The following is a 22,652-nucleotide window of genomic DNA, read 5'->3' on the forward strand; positions in this document are numbered from 1 at the left end:
TCCTTAAATTGCAATAATACCCAGCCTTTAAGGAGTTTTTTACGTATACGCTTAGTGATCATCTACATAATCAAAATTTACATTTTATGAAACAAGTTTTCTCAGTCCTCTCTGTTACCTGTGTGGCGTTCTTCACGATCTTTTTGTCAACGACCAACGTAGGCTGTAAAAAGGGCGATGATGGTGCCAAGGGTGATACCGGAACGGCTAATGTTATGTTCTCAGGTTGGCTTAACGTTAAATTTCAGCCACAAACAAATAACGATGGTGATACAGTGGTATGGACAGCTGAAATCGATGCTCCCAAATTAACTAAAGCAATACTGGATTCAGGTACCGTAAAAGTATATTTAAACATAGGTACCGCTGCTTCTCAGACTGTTTTTCCTTTGCCTATTGCAGATTTCTACTATGCAGCCGCTTATATTGAAAGTCTGAATCTTTATTATACGCCAGGAAAAATTACGATGTATGCATCACAGGACGCAAGTACAGAAACTGTAGCTGGTCAAACATACTATCAATTCCGCTATGTTATTATTCCGGGTGGTGTGCCAGCTGGGCGTATGGGAACCGATTACCAGGCTGTTAAGGATTATTACAAAATTCCAGACTGAGAAAACTATAAACTGCAGAAATCATTATAGGTGATTCTGATAACCCCATAGAACGCTTTCCCGGGAAAACCGGGTTGAAAGTTTTACCGTATTTATTTCTACATAGAGATCTTATATTAACCTGCGGGCCTGTGCATTTTTCAATGCGCAGGCCCGGCCGGTTACTTTGAATATTCGATTCCCAGGATCCGTAAGAACGTTAACCTATTCTTCAGTAATCAAAATCTAATTGCTATGCGTTTTAAACAAAACGCTTCTGAGGCAAAAGCTCTACAAACAACCTGCAAAAAACTGTTGTTGTTGGTATTTGTAGCTGGTTGTTTGCCTGTCACAACCCACGCATTCAATATTTTCAACCATATAAAGGATACGCCATTTTTCCAGGATACCACCCTCGTAAGAGGTAAGGTCAGCGGCTCGGAGGAAGGCAGTGTATTGCCCCAGGTATCTGTACAGAACCTGGTGAGTGGCAGAGGTGCCTTTACCAATACTTCGGGTGAATTTGCCATAGGAGCAAAACGGGGCGATAGTCTCCGTTTTACCTATACCGGGAAAGCACCCCAAACCGTCATTTACCGCGGCGAGAAGTTTTTAGACGTGCATTTGTCCGAAGGCGGCCGGGCCCTCTCGGAAGTGATCGTAACCGGTTTCCAGACCATCGAAAAAAAGAAATTCGCCGGTTCCGCCGCTACCGTAAAAATGGATGATGCCAAACTGAACGGTCAAACCGATATCAGCCGCATGCTCGAAGGCCGCGCTGCCGGGGTTTCGGTACAGAACGTATCGGGCACCTTTGGTACGGCGCCTAAAGTGCGGGTGCGCGGCGCCACCTCCATCAACGGCGACAACAAACCCTTGTGGGTGGTTGACGGCGTGGTGCTCGAGGATATCGTAAACATTTCGAACGACCAGCTGTCGAGCGGCGACCCTACCACTTTGTTAGGTTCTGCCGTAGCCGGTTTGAACGCCAACGATATTGAAAGCTTCGACATTTTGAAGGATGCATCAGCCGCCGCCCTCTATGGCGCAAGGGCCATGAACGGGGTAGTGGTGATCACTACCAAAAAAGGCCGCGCCGGAAAACCCAATGTAAATTATATCGGCAATTTCAGCACTTACCTGAAACCTACCTATGCCGATTTCAATATTATGAACTCCGCCCAGCAGATGTCGGTACTTGCCGAGCTGGAACGTAAAGGCAGTCTCAATGCCAACATCCTCGACCGGCAGGATAATGGCGTATATGGCAAAATGTACGAGTTGCTGAACCAGGTAAACCCCGACGGTTCATTCGTACTGCAAAATACGACCGAAGCCAAAAAGGCTTTTTTGATCCGGTATGGCCGGGCCAATACCGACTGGTTCGACCTGCTTTTCCGCAATAACTTCCTGCAGGAACATTCTTTAAGTATTTCTTCGGGTACCGACCGTTCACAATCGTATTTTTCTACCAGCTACTTTGGCGATAACGGCTGGACGATCGCCGATAAGGTGAGCCGGTACACCCTCAACTTCCGCAATAATTATAGATTTAACGATAAACTGTCTGCCGATTTTACCACCGTAGGATCGGTTCGCCAGCAAAAAGCGCCCGGCGCCCTTTCGCGCAACAGCAACCCGGTCGATGGCAGCTATGACCGCGATTTCGATATCAATCCATTCAGCTATGCCCTTAATTCAAGCCGCACCTTAACGGCTTTCGATGAACAGGGTAACCGTGAATATTTCCGCCGCAATTTTGCGCCGTTCAATATTCTCACCGAACTGGAGAATAACTATTTAGACCTTAAAGTGATCGACCTTCGCTTGCAGGGCAGCCTTAACTACAAGATCACACCCGAACTGCGGTATGAATTTGTAGGCGCCCTGCGCTTCGTGAAATCGAGCCGCGAGCACCAGATCACCGAATCGTCGAACATGGCCAATGCGTACCGCTCGGCAAATACATCAACTATCAGAGCGAACAATAGGTTCCTGTACCGCGATCCTGAAAATCCCGATGCAGAACCGGTAGTGGTGTTGCCCTATGGCGGTTTCTATAACCGTACCGAAGACCAGCTGCTTAGCTACGATTTCCGCAACACCCTGAACTATACCAAAGAGATCAACGAACTGCATAGCATCAGCGCGTTGATCGGTCAGCAGGTAAAGTATGCCGACAGGCAGAACTTCAACAATACCGGTTATGGATACCAGTACGAGAACGGGGGTGTACCATTTATCGACTACCGCGTGTTGAAGCAAACCATCGAGCTGAACTTCCCTTATTATGGCATGTCGAAAGACTTTGACCGTTTTGTGGCCTTCTACGGTTCGGGTACCTATACTTATAATTCAAGATATAACTTAACCGGAACCGTACGGTACGATGGTTCAAACAGGCTGGGCCGGTCGCGGCAGGCCCGCTGGCTGCCCACCTGGAGCGTAGCCGGATCATGGAACGTAGAGCAGGAAAACTTTATGAGCAGTGTCGGTTGGGTGGATGCCCTTACCGTTCGCGCCAGCTATGGTTTAACTGCCAGCATGGGACCCGCCACCAACTCGAACATCGTATTGAAGAACATCAATACCAACAGAACTTATTTAACAGAAAGGGAATCGGTTATTCAACTGGCCAACCTCGAAAATTCTGAGCTTACCTGGGAAAAATTGTATACCGCTAACGTAGGTATCGATGCCACTATGCTGAACAGGCGGTTGAATTTCAGTTTGGATGCTTACCATCGCAACAGCTTCGACCTCATTAGCCTGGTTAAAACTTCAGGCGTGGGCGGTGAGCCATACAAAGCGGCCAACTATGCCGATATGGAATCGCAGGGTATTGAATTGCTGGTAGGTTATGTACTGGTAAATAACAAAAAGTTCAAATGGCGTACCAATATCACCGCCGGTTACAATACCAATAAGATCACCAACGCCCGCAACGAGCCCCTTATCTGGGACCTGGTTGCTGCCGAAGGCGGAAACAAACAGGGTTATCCCGTACGCAGCCTGTTCTCGATCAACTTCAAAGGGTTGGAACATTTTACCGGTATACCGCAGTTTGTTGATGAAACCGGTAAGATCGCCAATAACGTATACCTGCAGGACCAGAACACCAGCTACCTGGTGTATGAAGGTCCCGTTGATCCCAGGCTCACCGGCGGCTGGCTGAACAGCTTTAGCTATAAAAATTTTACCCTGAGCGTATTCATTACTTATCAGGCCGGAAATAAGATCAGGTTATATCCTGCATTCAGGAACAGCTATTCTGATCTCGACGCTATGCCGAAAGAGTTCTATGACCGCTGGACGATGCCCGGCGATGAGAAGTTCACTTCGGTGCCTTCGATCCTCGGCGCTTTCGAGCAGTCGCGGTTAGGCGGTAACACACCTTATAACAATTACAACTACTCAACTGAGCGTATAGCCAGGGGAGATATGGTGAGGTTGAAGAATATTTCGTTCACCTGGCAGGTGCCGGCCGCTATCATTAAAAGGATAGGCATGAACAGCCTGGCATTGCAGGCCGTTTCGAACAACACCTGGCTCATTTATTCAGATAAAAAGTTAAAAGGGCAGGACCCCGAGTTCTTCAATACCGGTGGTGTTGCTCAACCCGTTCAAAAACAGTTCACATTTTCATTGAAAATGGGGCTATAAGAGTTGTTGAGTTCATGAGTTGTTAAGATCATCTGATTGCCCAATAACTCACAACTAAATAACTGAACAACTGAATAACTAAAGAATTACAATTTGCGACCATGTACAAACAAATAACATATTTTTCTTTATACGCCTTGCTGTTCACCGCAGCAGGATGTAAAAAGTTCCTCGATAAAAACCCTGATAACCGGGCTGCGCTTACAACGCCCGAACAGGTATCGCAGTTGCTGGGTACTGCTTATCCCCAGGCAAACTATATGGCCTTTACCGAATCCATATCGGATAACGTAACCGATAAAGGCACGGGCGTGCAGGATAAAACCAATGTCGATCCTTATTTCTTTCGCGATGTAACCGATAACCAGCAGGATTCTCCGGAGTTTTACTGGAACGCCTGTTATACGGCTATTGCCGCTGCCAACCAGGCGCTGGAAGCCATAGCCAACGCAGGGGCCGACAGCACCGGATACACCGCGCAGAAAGGGGAGGCGCTGGTATGCCGGGCATATGCACATTTTATGCTCGTAACCTTCTTTGCAAAAGTGTATGATCCTTCAACGGCAAGCACCGATCTGGGCATTCCTTATGTAACCACTCCCGAGAAAGTGGTGTTCAAACAATACGATCGCAAAACGGTAGCATACGTTTATCAAATGATAGAGCAGGACCTTACGACAGGTTTACCGCTTATCGATGATACGAAGTACACTATACCGCGTTATCACTTTACCAAAGCGGCGGCCAACGCCTTTGCTTCCCGTTTCTATTTGTTCAAAGGTGATTTTGCCAAAGTGCTCAATCATGCCAACGCGGTATTTGCAGCCGGTAATATAACCTCCATGCTGCGCCCCTGGAACACTACCTACCGCACTATGACGCCGCAGGAACTGTTTGCGGTTTATCAAAAAGCTACCGAAACGGCCAACCTGTTGTTGTGTGAAACCGCTTCTTTATGGGGCCGCAATTATTACACTGTTCGCTATGGAATGAATTCTGAAATACGTGATGAGATCTTCAGCCAGAATGTAACTGGCGGCGAGTGGGCTTTTTCTTACCAAACCTATACCGCCGGTACCAATAACTATGTAATACCGAAGATCAACGAGTATTTTGTGCGTAACTCGGTAAATGCCAATATCGGTTTGCCGTACGTGATGGTGCCTTTGTTCACTACCGAAGAAGTATTGTTCAACCGTATAGAAGCGAACATTTATCTGAACAACAGTAATGCTAATGCCGCCATTGCCGACCTGAACACCTATGCAAGTACCCGTATTGTTAACTATAATGCTGCCACCCATAGCATAACGCCCACCAGGTTGCAGGGGTATTATGGTTCAGCCAATGTAAGGCTAAATGCCCTGAATGCACTGCTCGATTTTAAACGGGCCGAATATGTGCAGGAAGGTATGCGCTGGTTCGATATTTTAAGGTATGAAATAGGGGTTGTTCATACAACTACCGATGGTCAAACCCTTACGCTGCCAGGGAACTCATTACAACGGGTATTCCAGTTGCCGGAATCGGTTAGCCAATCGGGAATGCAGTTAAACCCGAGATAAAAAAGGGAATCTGAAGAATTCGGATGTGGAATTTGGAAGTATTTGAAAAAGAAGGAAAGTCCGAAAAGCGATAACCACAAACAATAAACCACAAACAATAAACTGATTCTTAAAATGAGGAGCATCAAAATATATTTATGTATCATTTTGCTGGCAGCAGCCTGTAAAAAGGAAGATGACCTTGGCGATGTGAGCGCGATACCCGGTTTGGGTGGTGATACCTGGGCGCCTACCGCCATCGATAATTACATCAAAACCAACTTTACCGATCCTTTTAATGTTGCTGCCAAGTATAAATGGGACCAGGGCGAACTCGATTTCGACAAAACCCTTACGCCGCCCAGGGAGGAAAAGATCATTCCGGTGCTGGATGCCATTAAAAAAGTGTGGATCGATAACTATGTGGCCGAAGCAGGAAAAACGTTCATGCAGAAATATATTCCCAAGTTCTTTGTGCTGGTAGGCAGCGCCAACTGGAACCTCGACGGTACCATTACCCTTGGTACTGCCGAAGGCGGCCGCCGCATAGTATTGTATGTACTGAATGATTTCAGAATAAAAGGCATGCCTGGCTATGTTCAAAGCGATTCGGTGAATATAAAAATGATGTTCCATACCATCGAGCACGAGTTTGCCCACATCCTGCACCAGACGGTATTGTACCCTGAAGATTTCAGACGCATTTCCGTAGGCGGTTATACTTCCAACTGGAACAATGTTCTGGATGCGGAGGCCAATGAAAGAGGTTTTATTACAGCATATGCGATGTCGGCCGCCGATGAGGATTTTGTGGAAATGATCTCGATAATGCTTTCGGAAGGCAAAGCCGGGTATGAAGCCATCGTGAATAATATTGCCAGCGCAGAAGCAAGAAGCAAGCTGCGCGAGAAAGAGGCTATTGTGGTGAATTATTTCAAAGATGTGTGGGGCATCAATTTCGCCAGTTTACAAACCCGCACCCGTAACTCGATCAACGCATTGATCAAATAAGTTATAAGTTATAAGTAATAAGTTATAAGTATGAACAAGAACCTGATATATTTCTTACTCGCTATAATAACCCTGGTTGCTTCGTGCCGCAAGGACGATGACAATGCGTTTGATAAATCGCCCGATGAGCGGCTTAATGAAACGCTGCAGCAATACCAGGCGGCCCTGTCGGGCTCAACCTATGGCTGGAATGCCAACCTCACCACCGCCGATGGCGGCTCTTACCGGTTTTATTTTAGCTTCAATGAAAGCAACCGGGTTGAAATGTACAGTGATTTCGACAGCACAACCGCTACCACCATTAGGGAAAGCAGCTACCGGTTGAAGGCATTGCAGCAACCCAGTCTTATTTTCGATACGTACTCTTACATTCACATGCTCAGCGATCCGGATGGCGCAGTGAGCGGTGGAACGTATGGGCAGGGTTTGAGATCTGACTTTGAATTTGCAATAGATACCGTTACGGCAGATAGCATCAGGTTAACCGGCCGTTTTAATGGCAGCAGGCTCAGCTTACGAAAAGCGGCGCAGGGCGACCGCGCTGTGTGGGCCAGTAAACAGGTGACCAACGGGGTGGTTAATTTTCGCAACTACTGGAAGATCCACCTGTATTTCAAAAGGCTTGTTTACGCGGGCACTCAGTATGAGCTGCAGTTCGACACAACGCTTAAAAAAGTATCTGTTTCATGGATAAGCGGCGCGCAAACGAATACTGTAACGAGAGGGTATTACTTCTGGGCCAATGGCGTTTATTTCTCAGACCCCATTGTAAACGGTTCTGCGAACATTCCCGGTTTCAGTATCACCAGTTATAATGCCGGCACCCAAACCATGAATGTAACGGTGAACGGTACCGCAGCAACGATCGGTGGGTTTACCACACCCATCAATTCCGATGTGCGAAATGCCTCCAACCGTTGGTGGCAACGAAGCGGTTCGGGTGATAATTACTGGATCTCGTTCGACGGCTGGCATGTAAATGGGGTAGACGATGCCTATAACATCAAAGCGCTGAAGAACGATACGGCCGATTTCTATTTTATATTGTATAAGGGCAATACCAATGGCGCCGATGCCTTCTTTACCATTTACCTCGACCAGGCCGAACAGGTGCTCGATGTGGAAAATGGTTCGTGGGTAACCATGAATATCAATACCTCGAACGGGCTGGCACGCTTTAATGAAATTGATTTGCGCGACCCCGCCGTGCCCTGGCCTGCAACAGGTGCCGCAGCGCAAACCCGCAGCCAGATGTACCAGCCAAACGGTTATTACTTTGTTCAAAGCAGCGCCAATACTTACGACCAGGTTAGTGTAGCCGATCCAAGAATATGGATCACGTGGTATTGGTTGTTCTGACAGTTTTAAGATAACCAGGGTGAGCCGCTCCGGAAGAGCGCCCCCCTTATAAAAATAAAAAGTGGGCCTCCTGTTCAAACCGGAAGGCCCACTTTTTATTTATGTCAAAACGGGGCCCGGCTGTTATACCGGGGTTCCCGTTGTAGCGCGTCTCGACGCTGCTGACTGCAAATTGTGAAACGGGAAAGGATTGCTGTTTTTGTGCGCTCCCTGTATTTACTTTATCACCTTTATCAACTATATCAACTTTTCAACTTCAGATCCTGACAGTCCCCTTCTTCTCCTTATTCTTCTCTTTATTCTTTTTTTCGTCCTTGTTCATGTTGATGTTCAGGTTGTGGCCGATGGTTATTTGTCCGAAGTCTGACTTTATTTTCATGGCTGTACTGCCGCTGCCCGATTTGCCAAGGTAGCGTTTGTTGAACTTCGGTCCATGTTGTTCTTTATCTTCCTTTTCTTCCTTTATTTCTATGTTCGATTTGTTATGGAAGTCGCCAAAATGCGTGCTGATATCAACGTTGGCCGAGATGTTTGTATTTACATCGAGATAAAGATGCGAAAAGCTGTTCTTTACGGTAAGGGTTTTCGTATTGTTATCAACTCCCAGTTTGGCTACATCGCAATATTCGAACACTGCATTCACCGCACCATCGAGATTGTCGATAGCCGCCTTTGAAAATTTGACCACCAGGCTGCCGTTGTTGATGCTGCCGATGGTTCCCTTTCCAAATTCAATACGCACCTGTTTTACATTGCTCAGTTTGCCGGCGGTAAGGCTGCCGAATTTGCTTTCGAGGGTAACCTCGCCCTGGTAGTCGCCTATGCTGGTAGGGCCAAAATCGTTCTTTGCGTACAAAGGATTGCGGGCGGGAATGAACACTTCATAGTCTATGTGAAATCCCTGTTTTTCACCCTTGCTCCATTTGGGATCTTTCTTTTTATCGAATTTTGTTTTGAAATATACGCCGTCGTTGTTTTTACCATCCTCGATGGTAATGTGGTCGAGGATGGCCTGTGCCTTTTCATCAGTGTTGGCTTCGGCGGTAATGATAACGGTTGCTTTCACTTCATTTCTGTCCCAGGTATTTATTTTTAATTCGCCAAACTGGTTTGTGAAAGAGATTTTATCACTGTTGCTTACGTTATAGGATTTGGTGTACGTTTTCTTTTTTTCCACCAACGGGTCTCCGGCTATGGCCTGCGCCGATGTCAACACGCAGGCAATAAATAAAGCGAACCTATATTTTGCTAAAGATAGTGTCATGTTCATTACTTTTTGATGCTTTGATTTGGTTGATGATGCTTAATTGCTGATTGAGGATCTCAGTCTGCAGCCGAAGGTTCTCAATCATGGCTTCCAGTAATTGTTCGCGGTTAGGGTTTTCAGGTAATTCTTTTTTCAACGCGTTGTAAGAACTGTCCAGTTTATTGATATCCGCAACAAACATTTTATACAGGTTAGGATTTACTTTTTCTATTTCTTTCAGTTCATTTTGTCGTTGTTCAATGAGCCGGGTGAATTGAACTACTTCTTTTGCATAACCGGGGTTTATCTCTTTCAGCAACTTGTCGTTTACAGCAGGGCTGTTTTGTTGGGGCGGGGTAACGGCCACCGGGTTATTACCCGGGCGGTTATTCAACAGCGAATAGATGCCTATACCGGCGAGGATCAGAATGGCTGCGGCGGCTGTCCACCGTAAAATTCTCAGCATGCTGATGATGCCGCCCTGCGACGTTTGTTTTTGTTCGGTTTTTTCTTTAGCGGTCAGTTCCTGTTCCAGGTTCTTCCAAACCCTTTCACCGGGCTCATCCGTATCGAACTGGTTGCGGTTGTCGCGCATAAATTGTTCAAGACCCTTGCTCATATTCAAACTCCTTGTTTTAAAAAAGTCAGCAGTTTTTGTTTGGCGCGCACGTACTGGGTACGTACAGTGTTATGAGAAATATTTAGTATCTGAGATATTTCTTCATGATCGTAACCTTCCAGCAGGTACAGGCTCAGTACGGTCCTGTAGCCATCGGGCAGCCGGCTGATCATTTTTTTCACTTCTTCCACTTTGTACTGTATATCTTCCTCGCTTACCGTTTCTTCTTCAGTTACCGCCTGTAATTCGGTGCTTTCAATGTCAGTCAGGTCATTCCGCCGTTTACGCAGAATGTTGATCGATTTATTGATGACGATCTTTTTCAGCCAGGCGCCAAAAGTGCTTCGGTAATGGAAATCGTGAAGGGAGCGAAATGCGTCAAGGAACGATTCCTGCAGCACATCCTCTGCGTCGGCTGTATTGTTTACGATACGTAAACTGGTGTTATACATAGCTTTGGAATATTTCCGGTACAATAGCTGATAACAATGGGCGTCGCCCCGTTTACAGCCTTCTACCAGTTCATCCCGGATGATGTTTGCAGTCAGCTCCAAAATGATCTGTTTAGGTTGTTTTATATAGAGACATGGGTAAGATCATGATGTTGCATGGCTCGCGATATTTGTTTGTAGTTTATGGTTTGTGGTTTGTGGTTCCTGCCGCGCTTTGGAGCGATTGCTAAATTTTTAAAGCTCTAAAAATCAGGAGGAAGACAGGCTCCGGATTATCGGGCGGGTGCACATAAAATAACCACAAACCACAAACTACAAACCACAAACTTGTCTTACTTTTAGCTTAATATCGAAAAATCAGTTTAGTCATGGGTATCAGAACCGATTTGTTCACCAGCCCGGATTACTTCTTACTGGATGAGTTATTGACCGACGAACAGAAACTTGTCAGAGAATCCGTTCGTAATTACGTAAAAAAAGAGATTTCGCCCATCATTGAAGATTTTGCTCAAAAAGCGGAATTCCCCGAGCAGGTTGTACTGCAATTGGGGGAGTTGGGGTGCTTCGGCCCAACCATACCGGTTGAATACGGTGGGGGTGGACTGGATTACATCAGCTACGGTTTAATGATGCAGGAACTGGAGCGCGGCGATAGCGGCATACGGTCTACGGCCTCGGTACAGGGGTCGCTGGTAATGTATCCCATTTATGAATACGGCAGCGAGGACCAGCGGCGCAAATACCTGCCCAAACTGGCCAATGGCGAGTGGCTGGGTTGTTTCGGCTTAACCGAACCCGATCATGGGTCAGACCCCGGCAGCATGACCACGCATTTTACCGATGCCGGCGATCATGTAATACTCAATGGAGCCAAAATGTGGATCAGCAATGCGCCTTATGCAAAGGTTGCCGTCGTTTGGGCAAAGGATGAACAGGGCGAGGTGCGCGGCCTGATCGTGGAACGCGGCATGAAAGGGTTTACGGCGCCGCTCACCCATAACAAATGGAGCCTGCGGGCTTCCGCCACCGGTGAGCTGGTATTCGACAACGTAAAGGTGCCAAAGGAGAATATCCTGCCCAATGTAAAAGGGCTGAAAGGCCCGTTGAGCTGTTTAACCAGGGCGCGCTATGGTATTGCCTGGGGTGTAGTGGGGGCGGCTATGGATTGTTATGATACCGCCCTGCGGTACTCGAAAGAAAGAATTCAGTTCGATAAACCCATCGGCGGTTTTCAATTGCAGCAAAAAAAGCTGGCCGAAATGATCACCGAGATCACCAAGGCGCAGTTGCTGAACTGGCGCCTGGGTGTTTTGATGAATGATGAGAAAGCCACACCGCAGCAGGTAAGCATGGCCAAACGCAATGGCTGCGAAATAGCGGCGTCTATTGCGCGGGAAGCGCGGCAGATCATGGGCGGCGCCGGCATCACCGGCGAATACTCCATTATGCGGCATATGATGAATATTGAAAGTGTTATTACCTACGAAGGCACACATGACATACATTTGCTGATCACCGGTATGGATGTTACCGGTTTCAATGCTTTTAAATAACTTGCGACGTAATGAGGATATTTTTGATCGGTTTCATGGGTTCCGGAAAAACGCATTGGGGCAAACAGGTTGCGCAAAAGCTGAGTTTACCATTCTATGACCTCGATGAAGTGATCGTAGAGGAAGAAAAGCGAAGCATTCCCGAAATATTTGGCGAGTCTGGTGAAGAATACTTTCGTAATAAAGAAAAAGATGTGCTGGAGAAGATCGTCGATGAGAATACCAATATGGTGCTTTCGTGCGGCGGCGGCACGCCCTGCTTTTTCAACAATATCGAATTCATGAAAAAGTATGGTACGGTGGTATGGCTCAATACCCAGGTTGATGTGCTGTTGCACCGCCTGATGAAAGAGCGTTTACAACGGCCATTACTGAAAGATATCCAGGACGAAGACCTGAAGCATTACATCATTCGTAAACTGAACGAACGCCGGATGTATTATGAACAGGCGGATGTAATTATCAATAAGGAAGATGCCATATCTATGAACGACTTTATTCAAACCGTTTTACATGCATAAAGGTTTTCTGCAAACGGCCGCCATTCTGGGCGCACTGGCCGTAGCTCTCGGCGCTTTTGGCGCACATGGATTAAAGAAAATTGTTCCCCCCGAAACCGTCACTACTTTTGAAACCGGGGTGCGCTATCAATTCTACCATGTATTTGCATTATTGGCCGTTGCCATCCTGTTTGGAAACTTCCCCGGGAAGCATCTCCAGTACGCAGGGATCTGCTTTATTGTTGGCATTATACTTTTCTCCGGTTCTTTATACATTCTCACCATGTTGCAGGCCACCAAAACCGTTGGCATGCGTGGTATAGGCGCGGTTACACCAATTGGGGGATTGTTCTTTATTATAGGATGGATCTTCCTGTTCCTGGCTGTATTGAGGAAGGCGTAAGCAGTTTGTTATTTGTAGTTTGTGGTTTGTTGTTGCTGGCGCGCTTTGGATCTCCTTTCCCGATTTACACTGCCTGAAATTTATCGGGGTTCGCGCGTATAAAGAACCACAAACAACAAAACATAAACCACAAACCTACAACGGAGCTTCGAACGTCAGCACACAATTCAGTTCCGATTCTATTTTAAATGAACCGTCGATGCTTTCCATCCGGCGGCGCATATTGCTGAGGCCGTTGCCGAACCGGCGTAATTTATCGGCATCGATGCCTACGCCATTATCGCTCACTTTTATCATTAGCCATTTGTCGCTGGTTGAAATAATGATCTGTATTTGCGAAGCCTGGGAATGCTTCATGGCATTGTTGAGCGCTTCTTTTATACTCAGGAAGATATTCCTTCTTTTTTCGCCACTCACTTCCGCCTGCGGTATAAGTGCGGGCAACTGCACTTTGCACTCAATAGGCGTGCTATCGAAATACTCTATCGCATGCGCTCTGATGTAAGCGATCAGGCTTTCCAACGTGTCGTTGCTACTTTTCATGGTCCAGATGATGGTGTTCATCTTGCCCAATAATTCATTCGCCGAGTTGGAGATCTTTTCCAGTTCGGGCACTACTTCGCCTTTCAATCTGCTTTTCATGATCTCGCTCATAAGCCTGATGGCCGTTACGCCCGAACCCAGTTCGTCGTGCATATCGGCCGAAATGCGGTTGCGCTCTTCCTGTTTGGCCGCCATTACGGCCATTTGTTTATCGAATTCTTTCCGTTCGTTTTCCAGTTTCAGGCGTTCGCGTTCTTTTACCCGTTCAATGATATCGCGCCGGTTTTTATACGCCAGTCCCGACAGGAAAAAACCCAGTTCCAGCACCAGGCCGATCTCATAATAAAAAAGCGCCCGGTTAAAGATGGAAGTGATATTGTTTTCGACCAGCTTCCAGCCGGTGATGATGATGATATAGGAAATAACGGCAAAAATGATGAGGGCCGCATTGCCTGCCGCCAGGTAATTGAGCAGGGTATTTTTCTTTTTAATACTGTAGATGATAAAGAACATTCCTGTTAAAAAGAATACCTGTTTGATGATAAAGTTTTCCATGATGTTCAGCATAATGTACTTGTCGGTAAGAAAGTACACGATGGAGAACACAATGCTGGCGCCGATCAGCAGCAGCGAAAAGAAATGCAGGAATTTATCGAGCAGCGGGTATTGCTCCCTGCTGTTGATGAACTTTCGCATGAAGATCTGGTACAACACCACGCTGCCCGTCATGATCATGAAATCGAGATACTCCTCATAAAAATAGTTAAAGGGAGTAGCGCTGTAGTTGAGGTATGATTTCAGGAAAAGCAGGGAACAGGTAAGGAAGGTGTAGCCCGCATAAAAAATGAATTCCTTGTTGCGGCTCTGGATATAAACAGCCAGCGAATAAAAGATCATGAACAGCAATACACCCGATACCGTGTAAGTGAACACATCGAGCAACGAATCGCGGTTGCGTTGCGCTATACCCCATTGCTCGAGGTAATCGTGCCTGATAATGCGGGGAATAAGGGAATTTATATTGGTGCGCACAAAGTTGAACCGGCAAAAATAGGTGGCCGTTTCATGCGGCTGCACAGTGATCTGTTTAACGCCGTCATACCGTTCATCGGTAGTAAGACTGTCGGGCATGTGCGCAAAAGTGCCTGCTATATTGTCGGGATTGGCTTTGAACAACGTTACCTTGCGGCAAAACGAACCGGGAATAAAGCATACGGTAATGGCCGTATCGTCGGTATTCTTCAGCATGAATTGTAAAAAACAATCCCGTTCGATCAGTTTGCCCGGCAGGTCGTGCGGCAGGTAATTGCCGGGATTCTGCTTATAGGGCAGGTTAAAAATATCCGCATCGGGGATCTGCTGTTTGGGTTGTGCCGTAAACAGGGAATGTTTGCCAATGGCTTTTTGATAGCGGATAGCCGCTACATCCACGATATTCGAATCGGCCCATTGTGCATAACTATTACAGGCCAAACCCAAAAGCAGGATATAAAAAAATGTATGTTTGATGACCTTGTAATAAGGATGACGGCGAGTAGCGTTGGCAGATACAAATCGAGGATGGCTTTTACTGGTCATATTTTGTCCCGGTGTTGCACAGGGGAGAGTTAGTTTCGAAGTTGAAAATTACAACAAATAAGGGAAACCGTTTAATACGGGGCGTTACCAGTTTGAAGGAACCCGGTACCGGTTACCGGGAATACAGGTTTCAGGTGTAAGTACAATCAGCGATCCCGGTTTTAGTGCTGGCAGCCGGAACCCGGAACCCGGCAATGATATACTGCTAAACAAAAGTTAACATATGCAGCGTGCTTTTTTACCTTCTTCTCACACCCTTCTCCCTTATACCCTAAACTACTTATCTTTGCGACCATGGCCAACCGCTTAAAAGCAGACAAAGCAGAAAAGAAAAAGCCAGCAAATCCGGAAAAGTTCAAACCTGAAAAAGAAGCTCAGGTTACGGTGAAACAATTGGTTAAGGACGAACGTACCCATAAGATAGCCGGTGCTTTCGCTTTATTAGTCAGCCTGTTCTTGTTTATTGCCTTTGCATCTTACCTGTTCACCTGGCGCGAAGACCAGGATAAAGTGTTCAGGGGAGCCGCTATTTTATTACCCGGTGAAGAAGTAAAAACTACCAACCTGCTGGGTAACCTCGGCGCATATATTTCACATTTGTTCTTTTATAAAGGGTTTGGCGCCGCCTCCTTTATGTTCTGCAGCCTCTTTTTCGTAATAGGCGTAAATGCTTTGCTCGCTTCCAGAATATTCTCCCTCTGGCGCAACGTGCGCTACGTAATAGTAAGCCTGTTATTTTTCAGTGTGGTATTTGCTTTTATGTTCCGCGGCAGCGCATTTGCTTGGGGCGGAGCGGTAGGCGATATGTGCAGCGACTGGCTGGTGCGAATGATAGGCAGCGTTGGTACGGCGGCATTACTGCTTGTGGCCGGACTGGCTTATATTATCTGGCGCTTTAATCCCGTGTTCAAAGCGCCTTCGTTGGGTAAAACAAAAACACCGGAGCCTGTAACTGCGATGGAAGGGGCAACATTGGTGGTTGCCAAAGAAGTTTTAAAGCCCGAAGTGATTAAAGAAACCGGCAATAAGCTCAAAGATGGCATGGGCGTGCTGAAAAAGGGACCTAAAGATCCGGATGAAGAAGTTGAAACAGACCTGCAACTGGTAGAAAAAGACGAACCGGTTGAAGAACACCCCGAAGATGTGGAAGAAGATATAGAAGAGGAGGTGGAAGAGCCCGAAAAACCTGAAATTCCACTACAGGTTGAAACGCCTTCCGTTACCGGAAAAAATAAAAACAACAAACCGGCGCCTGACCTCGAGCTTGAGATAAAATCGTATCCCGAAGTAAATGAGCCGGTGGATGTACCGGTTGAGGAAGTGCAACCGGAAGTAAAACCTGTAATTAACCAGGAACCATACGATCCGTCGCTCGAGCTGCGTAATTATAAATTCCCCGGTCTCGATCTGCTCGAGCTGCATGGCAGCGAACGCATCATTCAGGACCCCGCCGAACTGGAGACAAACAAGAACCAGATCATCAATACACTGAAGAATTACGATATCGATATTCAAAAGATCAGCGCCACCGTGGGGCCAACCGTAACGTTGTACGAAATAGTACCGGCTGCGGGGGTGCGCATTTCGCGGATCAAAAACCTGGAAGACGATATCGCGTTGAGCCTGGCGGCCCTTGGTATCCGGATCATTGCCCCTATTCCGGGTAAGGGTACGGTAGGTATTGAGGTGCCCAATGTGAAAAAGACCGTGGTAAGTATGCGCAGTATGCTGTCATCGGAGAAATTCCAGAACAACAGTTTCAGCCTGCCGGTAGCCATAGGTAAAAAGATCGATAACGAAAACTTCATTGTTGACCTTACCACCATGCCGCACCTGCTGATGGCCGGTGCTACGGGCCAGGGTAAATCGGTTGGTTTGAACGCCATCCTGGTATCACTGCTGTATAAAAAACATCCATCGCAATTAAAGCTGGTACTGGTTGACCCCAAAAAGGTGGAGCTGAGCCTGTACCGCCATATTGAAACGCATTTTCTGGCCAAATTACCGGGCGAGGAAGAGGCGATCATCACCGACACCAAAAAGGTGATCCATACCCTGAACGCCCTGTGTATTGAAATGGACAACCGGTACGACCTGTTGAAGGAAGCCGGCGCCCGTAATATTCGCGAATACAACGAGAAATTCATAAAACGGAAGCTCAACCCGCAGAAAGGGCATCAGTTCCTGCCATTCATTGTGCTTGTAGTGGATGAGTTCGCCGACCTTATTATGACGGCCGGTAAGGAAGTGGAAATGCCGATTGCGCGGTTGGCGCAGCTGGCCCGTGCGGTAGGAATCCATTTGATCATCGCCACCCAGCGTCCATCGGTGAACATTATCACCGGTACCATCAAAGCCAACTTCCCGGTACGTATTGCCTTTAAAGTATCTTCAAAGATCGACTCCCGTACCATTCTCGATGCCGGCGGCGCCGAGCAGCTGATCGGTAAGGGCGACATGCTTATTTCCTATAATGGTGAAATCACCCGCCTGCAATGCGCCTTTGTTGATACCCCCGAGGTAGACAGCATTTGCGAATGCATCGGCACCCAGGAAGGCTATCCCCAGGCATTCTTCCTGCCCGAATATGTTGATGAAAAGCAGTTCGAAGGCAAGGAACTTGACCTCGATGACCGCGATACCCTGTTCGAAAGTGCTGCCCGTATGATAGTGAACAGCCAGATGGGCTCAACCTCGTTGTTACAACGAAGGATGAAACTGGGTTACAACCGGGCAGGCCGGTTGATGGACCAGTTGGAAGCTGCCGGTATCGTAGGGCCCAGCCAGGGAAGCAAGGCACGGGATGTGCTTATAAAAACTGAGGCCGATCTGGATCAGCTGCTGGCCGATATAATTTAAGAAGTTAGAACTTTGTTAATGTGATTTTAAAATACAACCCCCATTAACATTTCACGTCTTATTATTGCCGCTAAAGGTTATAACCAATATCTTTGCGGCCTTTACAAAAGCATTCATATAATGAAAAGCCTAATTGTATTAATTTCTACATATTTCATAGCTACCCTAAGTTTTGCCCAACAAAGCGACCCCGCCGCCAAAAAAGTTTTGGATGCGGTAAGCGCGAAGTTCAAGACCTTTAAAGCGGTACAGGCCACCTTCACTTTTCAGAATGAAGACAATAAAGGCAATGTGCTGGGAACCAAAAAAGGTACTGCTTCACTCAAAGGCCCCCGCTACCGGGTAAGTTTTTCCGGAGCCAGCCAGGAGGTTTTTTGCGACGGCACCAATATCTGGACGTACGATAAATCGGCCAACGAGGTAACTATCACCAAACCCGATAATTCGGCCAATACCATAACTCCGCAAAAGATCTTCTCTAACTTTTACGATAAGGATTTCCTGTACAAGCTGAATGGCGATAAAATGGTAGGCAGGAAAAGAGTGCAGGAAATTGAAATGACCCCGGTTGATAAAACCAAACCATTTCACAAAGTATACCTGCTGATCGACAAACAGAACAAAACGCTGTACAGCACCCGCGTACTTGATAAAGCGGGCAACGTAATGGTGTATACCATCAATACCATGAATGGCTCGGCCAACCTGCCCGATAACCTGTTTGTGTTCGATAAGAACAAATATCCCGGCGTAGAAGTGATAGATTTGCGATAGAAAGCCCTAACCGTAATAACTAAATTATTCTGGAGCCCCGGCAATGCCGGGGTTTTGCTTTTTAGGATTTTCATATGAAAACGGTGCGTTTTCATATGATTTTGTACCATTTTCATATGAAAATGATGTGTTTTCATATGATCAGATACCATTTTCATATGAAAACAGTACGCTACCATATGATTTGATACCATTTTCATATGAAAAAGGTATGTTTTCATATGATTTTATACCATTTTGATATGAAAACTGTCCGTTTTCGGATGATTTAAGGTGAATATCATTTATGGAAAGCTCACTGAGATATGTTCCTTATTAATTCTTCATTTCTCATTTTCGCCTCCCCACCGGTAGGTACTTATATCCAGTCCCGCCAGGTCAAGCACCCGGTCGGTAACGGTGGCAACCGCTTCTTCAATGGTGGCCGGGCGGCTGTAGAAGGAGGGGGTGGCCGGGCAAATTATTCCACCAGCCAGGGTAACCGTTTCCATGTTGCGGATATGCACCAGGTTATAAGGTGTATCGCGCACCACGCAAATCAATTTCCGGCGTTCTTTCAAAACCACATCGGCGGCGCGCGAAATAAGATCGCTCGAAACCCCGGTAGCAATGCGGCCAAGGGTGCCCATAGAGCAGGGGGCAATGATCATGGTATTATAACGGCCCGAACCGGAGGCGAAGGGCGCGGTGAAGTCTTTGGTTGAATAGAATGTAACGGGGTATTGGGTGTAATCGGTATTGCCCAGTTCGGTTTCCCAAACCTGTTTGGCGTTATCGGTCATAACCACCCCAACATCCTGCCATTGTTGTTTAATGGTCAGCAACTTTTCAATCAGTAACCGGGCGTAAATACTGCCACTGGCGCCGGTAATGGCCAACACTATTTTGTGCATGGAAATGACTTAATTTTAGGTTATTAAACAAAAATACAGATGCAAACATTGAAAATGTGTCTTTTGTTTTGCTGGGTAGTTGTTTTTTCATGCGGCGAAAAGCCTGCGGTAAACGCAGATAAAGGGAACTGGGGGAAGAAGAAGGAAGGTGCCGCGGCGGAAAAACTGAAGTGGATGAGCCTCGACGATGCAGCGGCCTCGCTGAAAACCGAAAAGCGCCCTGTGTTGATCGATCTGTATACCGACTGGTGCGGCTGGTGTAAGGTAATGGACAGGAAAACCTATGGCAACAAGAACGTGACCAGTTACGTGCAGCAGAAATTTTACCCGGTTAAGTTTGATGCCGAAGGCCGTAAATCAATTACCTGGAATGGTAAGACCTATGACTTCAATACACGCCATAAAACACATGATTTTGCTATTTATCTTACCAACGGTCAATTGAGTTACCCCACTACCGTTTTCATTCCCGCCGATGGCGAACCACAGGCAATTCCCGGTTTTCTGGCCCCCAATGAATTTGAGCTTTTAGCCAGATATTTCGGCGAAGGCAAGTTTGGCAAAGTGCCATTTGATGAATACCGGAAGGGATTTAAGTCGAGCTGGTAGAAGGGTGACCGGAGTTTATTATAAAATAAATCAATTCGATCTTATGGCATGGCGCCTGGAAATGACCGTTGCGAAGTATATGATCAATGTTATGTATTCATTAAGCTCAAATACATAAAGATGTAAATAGGTAAGGTTTCTGAAACAAAATACTTTACATGTATTTTATAGGAATGTATTGTTGATTGAAGAAATTGAAAATTGAAACGGTTACCTGACAAAAGATAAGTATATAATTAAATAATATATTAGTGCAAACGGTTGCGTTTATTATTCAGATAATTAAAATGGACCTAAATTTGATTTATTTTCGTGTTGACTTTAATCAATTATTGAAACCAGACAGTAAAAATACCAGATAGATACGCCCTATACTTTGAGATTTTCATACTATATTTGAATTTTCATAGGATAAGGTTTAATGGTTAATGGTATTTGATTAGTGCAGCCTCCCCTCCGGGAGGCTATTTTTTTGCACCTACCTCAGCTTTTGGCCTATTTGAACGACTTGATATTGGTAATAGCAAGATTGGTGAAGTCAATTTCTATGGTAGGAATGAAGGTACCGGGCACAAATTCATCTGAATGCCCTAATTTATAGCGCAGTTTATTGCTATGCCGCTTATTGATGAACATAAGATCGTTGAAAACATCGTTGTATAAACCAAGGCAGTAAATGGTAATGTAGTATCGGCCTTCGGGCACTTTGGGAATGGTGAACATGTTATCCCTGGGGTAGTAGATATTCTTAACAACGCCGGCCCCGGTATGATCATAGCGGTCGAAAATGACCAATACAGAGTCAACCCGCGGATTATTCGCTTTCCGGGGGTGAAGCCGTATTTGTACATTCACACTGTCGGTAAGTCTTTTATATTGTGCGTTTGCCGTATCAGCTGTAAACAGCATGAACAGCATGGTCAGCACACAGACCGCTTTCATAGATATTGATATTAGGGTGCCGGAATAAAATTCACTTCATGCTTAGTGTTTTTTCTACGTCTTTTTACTATTGAAAACCATTGAACTCTAATAGGTAATAACGCTTATTCATATATTTTCTTATTTATGCGGTTACCAGTTTAGGCATTTTGGCCAAAAAAAATCCCGTTCGGGCTCAGCCGGAACGGGATGCATTAATTTTCAATATGTTGTCAACTTTGACCCAATGTAAACCCGGGCAAAGTTATTATCAGGCCTCAGCCATATCGGGGATTGCAGATACTTTATAAGCGCCTGCATCCAGCTTTTGTTTGGTATCGGAGAACGCTTCCAGTGTTTTCTGGATATCCTCATCGGTATGCACCGCCGTAGGAATTAAACGGTAAATAATGTGGCCTTTCGGAATTACCGGGTAAACTACGATAGAACAGAAAATACCGTAGTTCTCGCGCAGGTCCATCACCATCGCTGTTGCTTCTTCAACTCCGCCGTTCATGTACACAGGAGTAACTACCGAATCGGTCTTACCGATATCGAAACCTCTTTCTTTCAGGCCTTTTTGCAGTTTGGCAGCCACATCCCACAGCTTGTTCTTCAACTCGGGACGGGTCATCAGCAGTTCAAGGCGCTTCAGGTTACCAATAACCAGCGGCATAGGTAAACTTTTAGCGAAGATCTGGCTGCGAATGTTATAGCGGATATAATCGATGATAGATTTAGGACCGGCGATAAATGCGCCGATAGAGGCCATTGATTTGGCGAATGTAGAAAAGTACAGGTCAATATCATCCTGAACGCCCTGTTCTTCACCGGCGCCGGCGCCTGTTTTGCCCAGGGTGCCAAAGCCATGCGCATCATCGACCAGCAGCCTGAATTCGTATTTCTTTTTCAGTGCAACAATTTCTTTCAGTTTGCCCTGATCGCCGCCCATTCCAAAAACCCCTTCGGTAATAACCAGAATGCCACCGGCTTTTTGTTTTTCGATCAGCGCGGTTGCGCGTTGCAGCTGTTTTTCAAAATCTTCTATGTCATTGTGTTTGAAAACATACCGGTGACCGGGATGCAAACGAACCCCGTCTATAATACAGGCATGGCTTTCAGCATCATATACGATAATGTCGTGACGGCTGCACAATACATCGATAAGGCTTACCATGCCCTGGTAACCAAAATTTACTAAAATAGCATCTTCTTTCGATTCAAAAGCGGCCAGCTTTTTTTCCAGCAACTCATGGTTGTTTGAGTTTCCGCTCATCATACGGGCGCCCATTGGTAAAGCTAATCCGTATTGAGCAGCGCCTTCAGTATCGGCTTTCCGCACTTCGGGATGATTCGCTAACCCCAGATAATTGTTCAGACTCCACACGATCATATCCTTCCCCCTGAACTTCATTCTGCTCCCGATCTCGCCTTCCAGTTTAGGAAACGCAAAATAACCATGCGCTCTTTCACGATGTTGACCTAATGGACCTTGATTTTTTAGTAATCTTTCAAAAATATCTGCCATA

At 46.2% G+C, this 22,652-nt stretch carries 18 protein-coding genes; 11 read left to right on the forward strand and 7 right to left on the reverse strand.

Annotated elements, in window-relative coordinates; all coding sequences use genetic code 11:
- Positions 1-86: 86 nt before the first annotated feature.
- From A4R26_RS13370 to A4R26_RS13390, 5 genes are all read left to right on the forward strand, one after another.
- The gene (locus A4R26_RS13370) at positions 87-617 is read left to right on the forward strand and encodes a hypothetical protein (protein WP_081164262.1); all 531 of its coding nucleotides are present in this window, start codon (positions 87-89) and stop codon (positions 615-617) included.
- Positions 618-851: 234 nt separating this feature from the next.
- Entirely contained in the window at positions 852-4,259 is a 3,408-nt protein-coding gene (locus tag A4R26_RS13375; RefSeq protein WP_081164263.1) for a SusC/RagA family TonB-linked outer membrane protein, read from the forward strand.
- 101 nt (positions 4,260-4,360) lie between these two features.
- Positions 4,361-5,824 carry a RagB/SusD family nutrient uptake outer membrane protein gene (locus tag A4R26_RS13380; protein ID WP_081164264.1) on the forward strand — a complete coding sequence of 488 codons (1,464 nt, stop codon included), beginning with the start codon at positions 4,361-4,363 and terminating at the stop codon, positions 5,822-5,824.
- A 114-nt stretch (positions 5,825-5,938) separates the two neighbouring features.
- Positions 5,939-6,814, forward strand: coding sequence for a zinc-binding metallopeptidase (locus A4R26_RS13385; RefSeq protein ID WP_081164265.1), 876 nt, complete (start codon positions 5,939-5,941; stop codon positions 6,812-6,814).
- Between the two features lie 30 nt (positions 6,815-6,844).
- Positions 6,845-8,173 carry a DUF4302 domain-containing protein gene (locus A4R26_RS13390; protein ID WP_081164266.1) on the forward strand — a complete coding sequence of 443 codons (1,329 nt, stop codon included), beginning with the start codon at positions 6,845-6,847 and terminating at the stop codon, positions 8,171-8,173.
- A gap of 256 nt (positions 8,174-8,429) precedes the next feature.
- On the opposite strand, the gene A4R26_RS13395 is transcribed toward A4R26_RS13390, so the two are convergent.
- The 3 genes from A4R26_RS13395 to A4R26_RS13405 are packed head-to-tail and all read right to left on the reverse strand — an operon-like array spanning position 8,430 to position 10,592.
- Positions 8,430-9,437: a hypothetical protein gene (locus A4R26_RS13395; RefSeq protein WP_081164267.1), complete on the reverse strand. Its 1,008-nt coding sequence runs from the start codon at positions 9,435-9,437 to the stop codon at positions 8,430-8,432.
- On the reverse strand, positions 9,412-10,038 hold the full coding sequence (locus A4R26_RS13400; RefSeq protein WP_081164268.1) for a hypothetical protein: 627 nt from the start codon (positions 10,036-10,038) through the stop codon (positions 9,412-9,414). The genes A4R26_RS13395 and A4R26_RS13400 overlap by 26 nt, the downstream gene beginning before the upstream one ends.
- A 2-nt stretch (positions 10,039-10,040) precedes the next feature.
- A complete protein-coding gene (locus A4R26_RS13405) occupies positions 10,041-10,592 on the reverse strand; it encodes an RNA polymerase sigma factor (RefSeq protein WP_081164269.1) in 552 nt (183 codons plus the stop codon).
- A 266-nt stretch (positions 10,593-10,858) separates the two neighbouring features.
- On the opposite strand from A4R26_RS13405, the gene A4R26_RS13410 reads away from it, so the two are divergent.
- Genes A4R26_RS13410 through A4R26_RS13420 form a run of 3 tightly spaced genes read left to right on the forward strand, consistent with a single transcriptional unit; the run spans position 10,859 to position 12,946 of the window.
- Positions 10,859-12,043 (forward strand): acyl-CoA dehydrogenase family protein, encoded by a 1,185-nt coding sequence (locus tag A4R26_RS13410; RefSeq protein WP_081164270.1) that lies wholly within the window; start codon positions 10,859-10,861, stop codon positions 12,041-12,043.
- Positions 12,044-12,054: 11 nt separating this feature from the next.
- On the forward strand, positions 12,055-12,564 hold the full coding sequence (locus tag A4R26_RS13415) for a shikimate kinase (protein ID WP_081164271.1): 510 nt from the start codon (positions 12,055-12,057) through the stop codon (positions 12,562-12,564).
- Positions 12,557-12,946 (forward strand): DUF423 domain-containing protein, encoded by a 390-nt coding sequence (locus tag A4R26_RS13420; RefSeq protein WP_081164272.1) that lies wholly within the window; start codon positions 12,557-12,559, stop codon positions 12,944-12,946. The genes A4R26_RS13415 and A4R26_RS13420 overlap by 8 nt, the downstream gene beginning before the upstream one ends.
- Before the next feature lie 135 nt (positions 12,947-13,081).
- Here the strand turns inward: A4R26_RS13420 and A4R26_RS13425 are convergent, their stop codons facing one another.
- Positions 13,082-15,067 carry a sensor histidine kinase gene (locus A4R26_RS13425; RefSeq protein WP_081164273.1) on the reverse strand — a complete coding sequence of 662 codons (1,986 nt, stop codon included), beginning with the start codon at positions 15,065-15,067 and terminating at the stop codon, positions 13,082-13,084.
- A 294-nt stretch (positions 15,068-15,361) separates the two neighbouring features.
- Between A4R26_RS13425 and A4R26_RS13430 the strand changes: the two genes are divergently transcribed.
- Both A4R26_RS13430 and lolA1 read left to right on the forward strand, forming a co-directional pair.
- Positions 15,362-17,926 carry an FtsK/SpoIIIE family DNA translocase gene (locus tag A4R26_RS13430; RefSeq protein WP_081164274.1) on the forward strand — a complete coding sequence of 855 codons (2,565 nt, stop codon included), beginning with the start codon at positions 15,362-15,364 and terminating at the stop codon, positions 17,924-17,926.
- A 120-nt stretch (positions 17,927-18,046) separates the two neighbouring features.
- Positions 18,047-18,700, forward strand: coding sequence for an outer membrane lipoprotein periplasmic chaperone LolA1 (gene lolA1, locus A4R26_RS13435; protein WP_081164275.1), 654 nt, complete (start codon positions 18,047-18,049; stop codon positions 18,698-18,700).
- 323 nt (positions 18,701-19,023) lie between these two features.
- Here the strand turns inward: lolA1 and A4R26_RS13445 are convergent, their stop codons facing one another.
- Positions 19,024-19,593, reverse strand: a complete 570-nt coding sequence (locus tag A4R26_RS13445; RefSeq protein WP_207625744.1) for a UbiX family flavin prenyltransferase — start codon at positions 19,591-19,593, stop codon at positions 19,024-19,026.
- 39 nt (positions 19,594-19,632) lie between these two features.
- Between A4R26_RS13445 and A4R26_RS13450 the strand changes: the two genes are divergently transcribed.
- On the forward strand, positions 19,633-20,202 hold the full coding sequence (locus A4R26_RS13450) for a thioredoxin family protein (RefSeq protein ID WP_081164278.1): 570 nt from the start codon (positions 19,633-19,635) through the stop codon (positions 20,200-20,202).
- A 495-nt stretch (positions 20,203-20,697) separates the two neighbouring features.
- On the opposite strand, the gene A4R26_RS13455 is transcribed toward A4R26_RS13450, so the two are convergent.
- On the reverse strand, positions 20,698-21,144 hold the full coding sequence (locus A4R26_RS13455) for a hypothetical protein (RefSeq protein ID WP_081164279.1): 447 nt from the start codon (positions 21,142-21,144) through the stop codon (positions 20,698-20,700).
- 250 nt (positions 21,145-21,394) lie between these two features.
- A complete protein-coding gene (locus tag A4R26_RS13460) occupies positions 21,395-22,651 on the reverse strand; it encodes an aminotransferase class I/II-fold pyridoxal phosphate-dependent enzyme (RefSeq protein WP_081164320.1) in 1,257 nt (418 codons plus the stop codon).
- Position 22,652 lies beyond the last annotated feature (1 nt).

This window comes from Niastella populi, from assembly GCF_002078015.1.
GTDB lineage: Bacteria > Bacteroidota > Bacteroidia > Chitinophagales > Chitinophagaceae > Niastella > Niastella populi.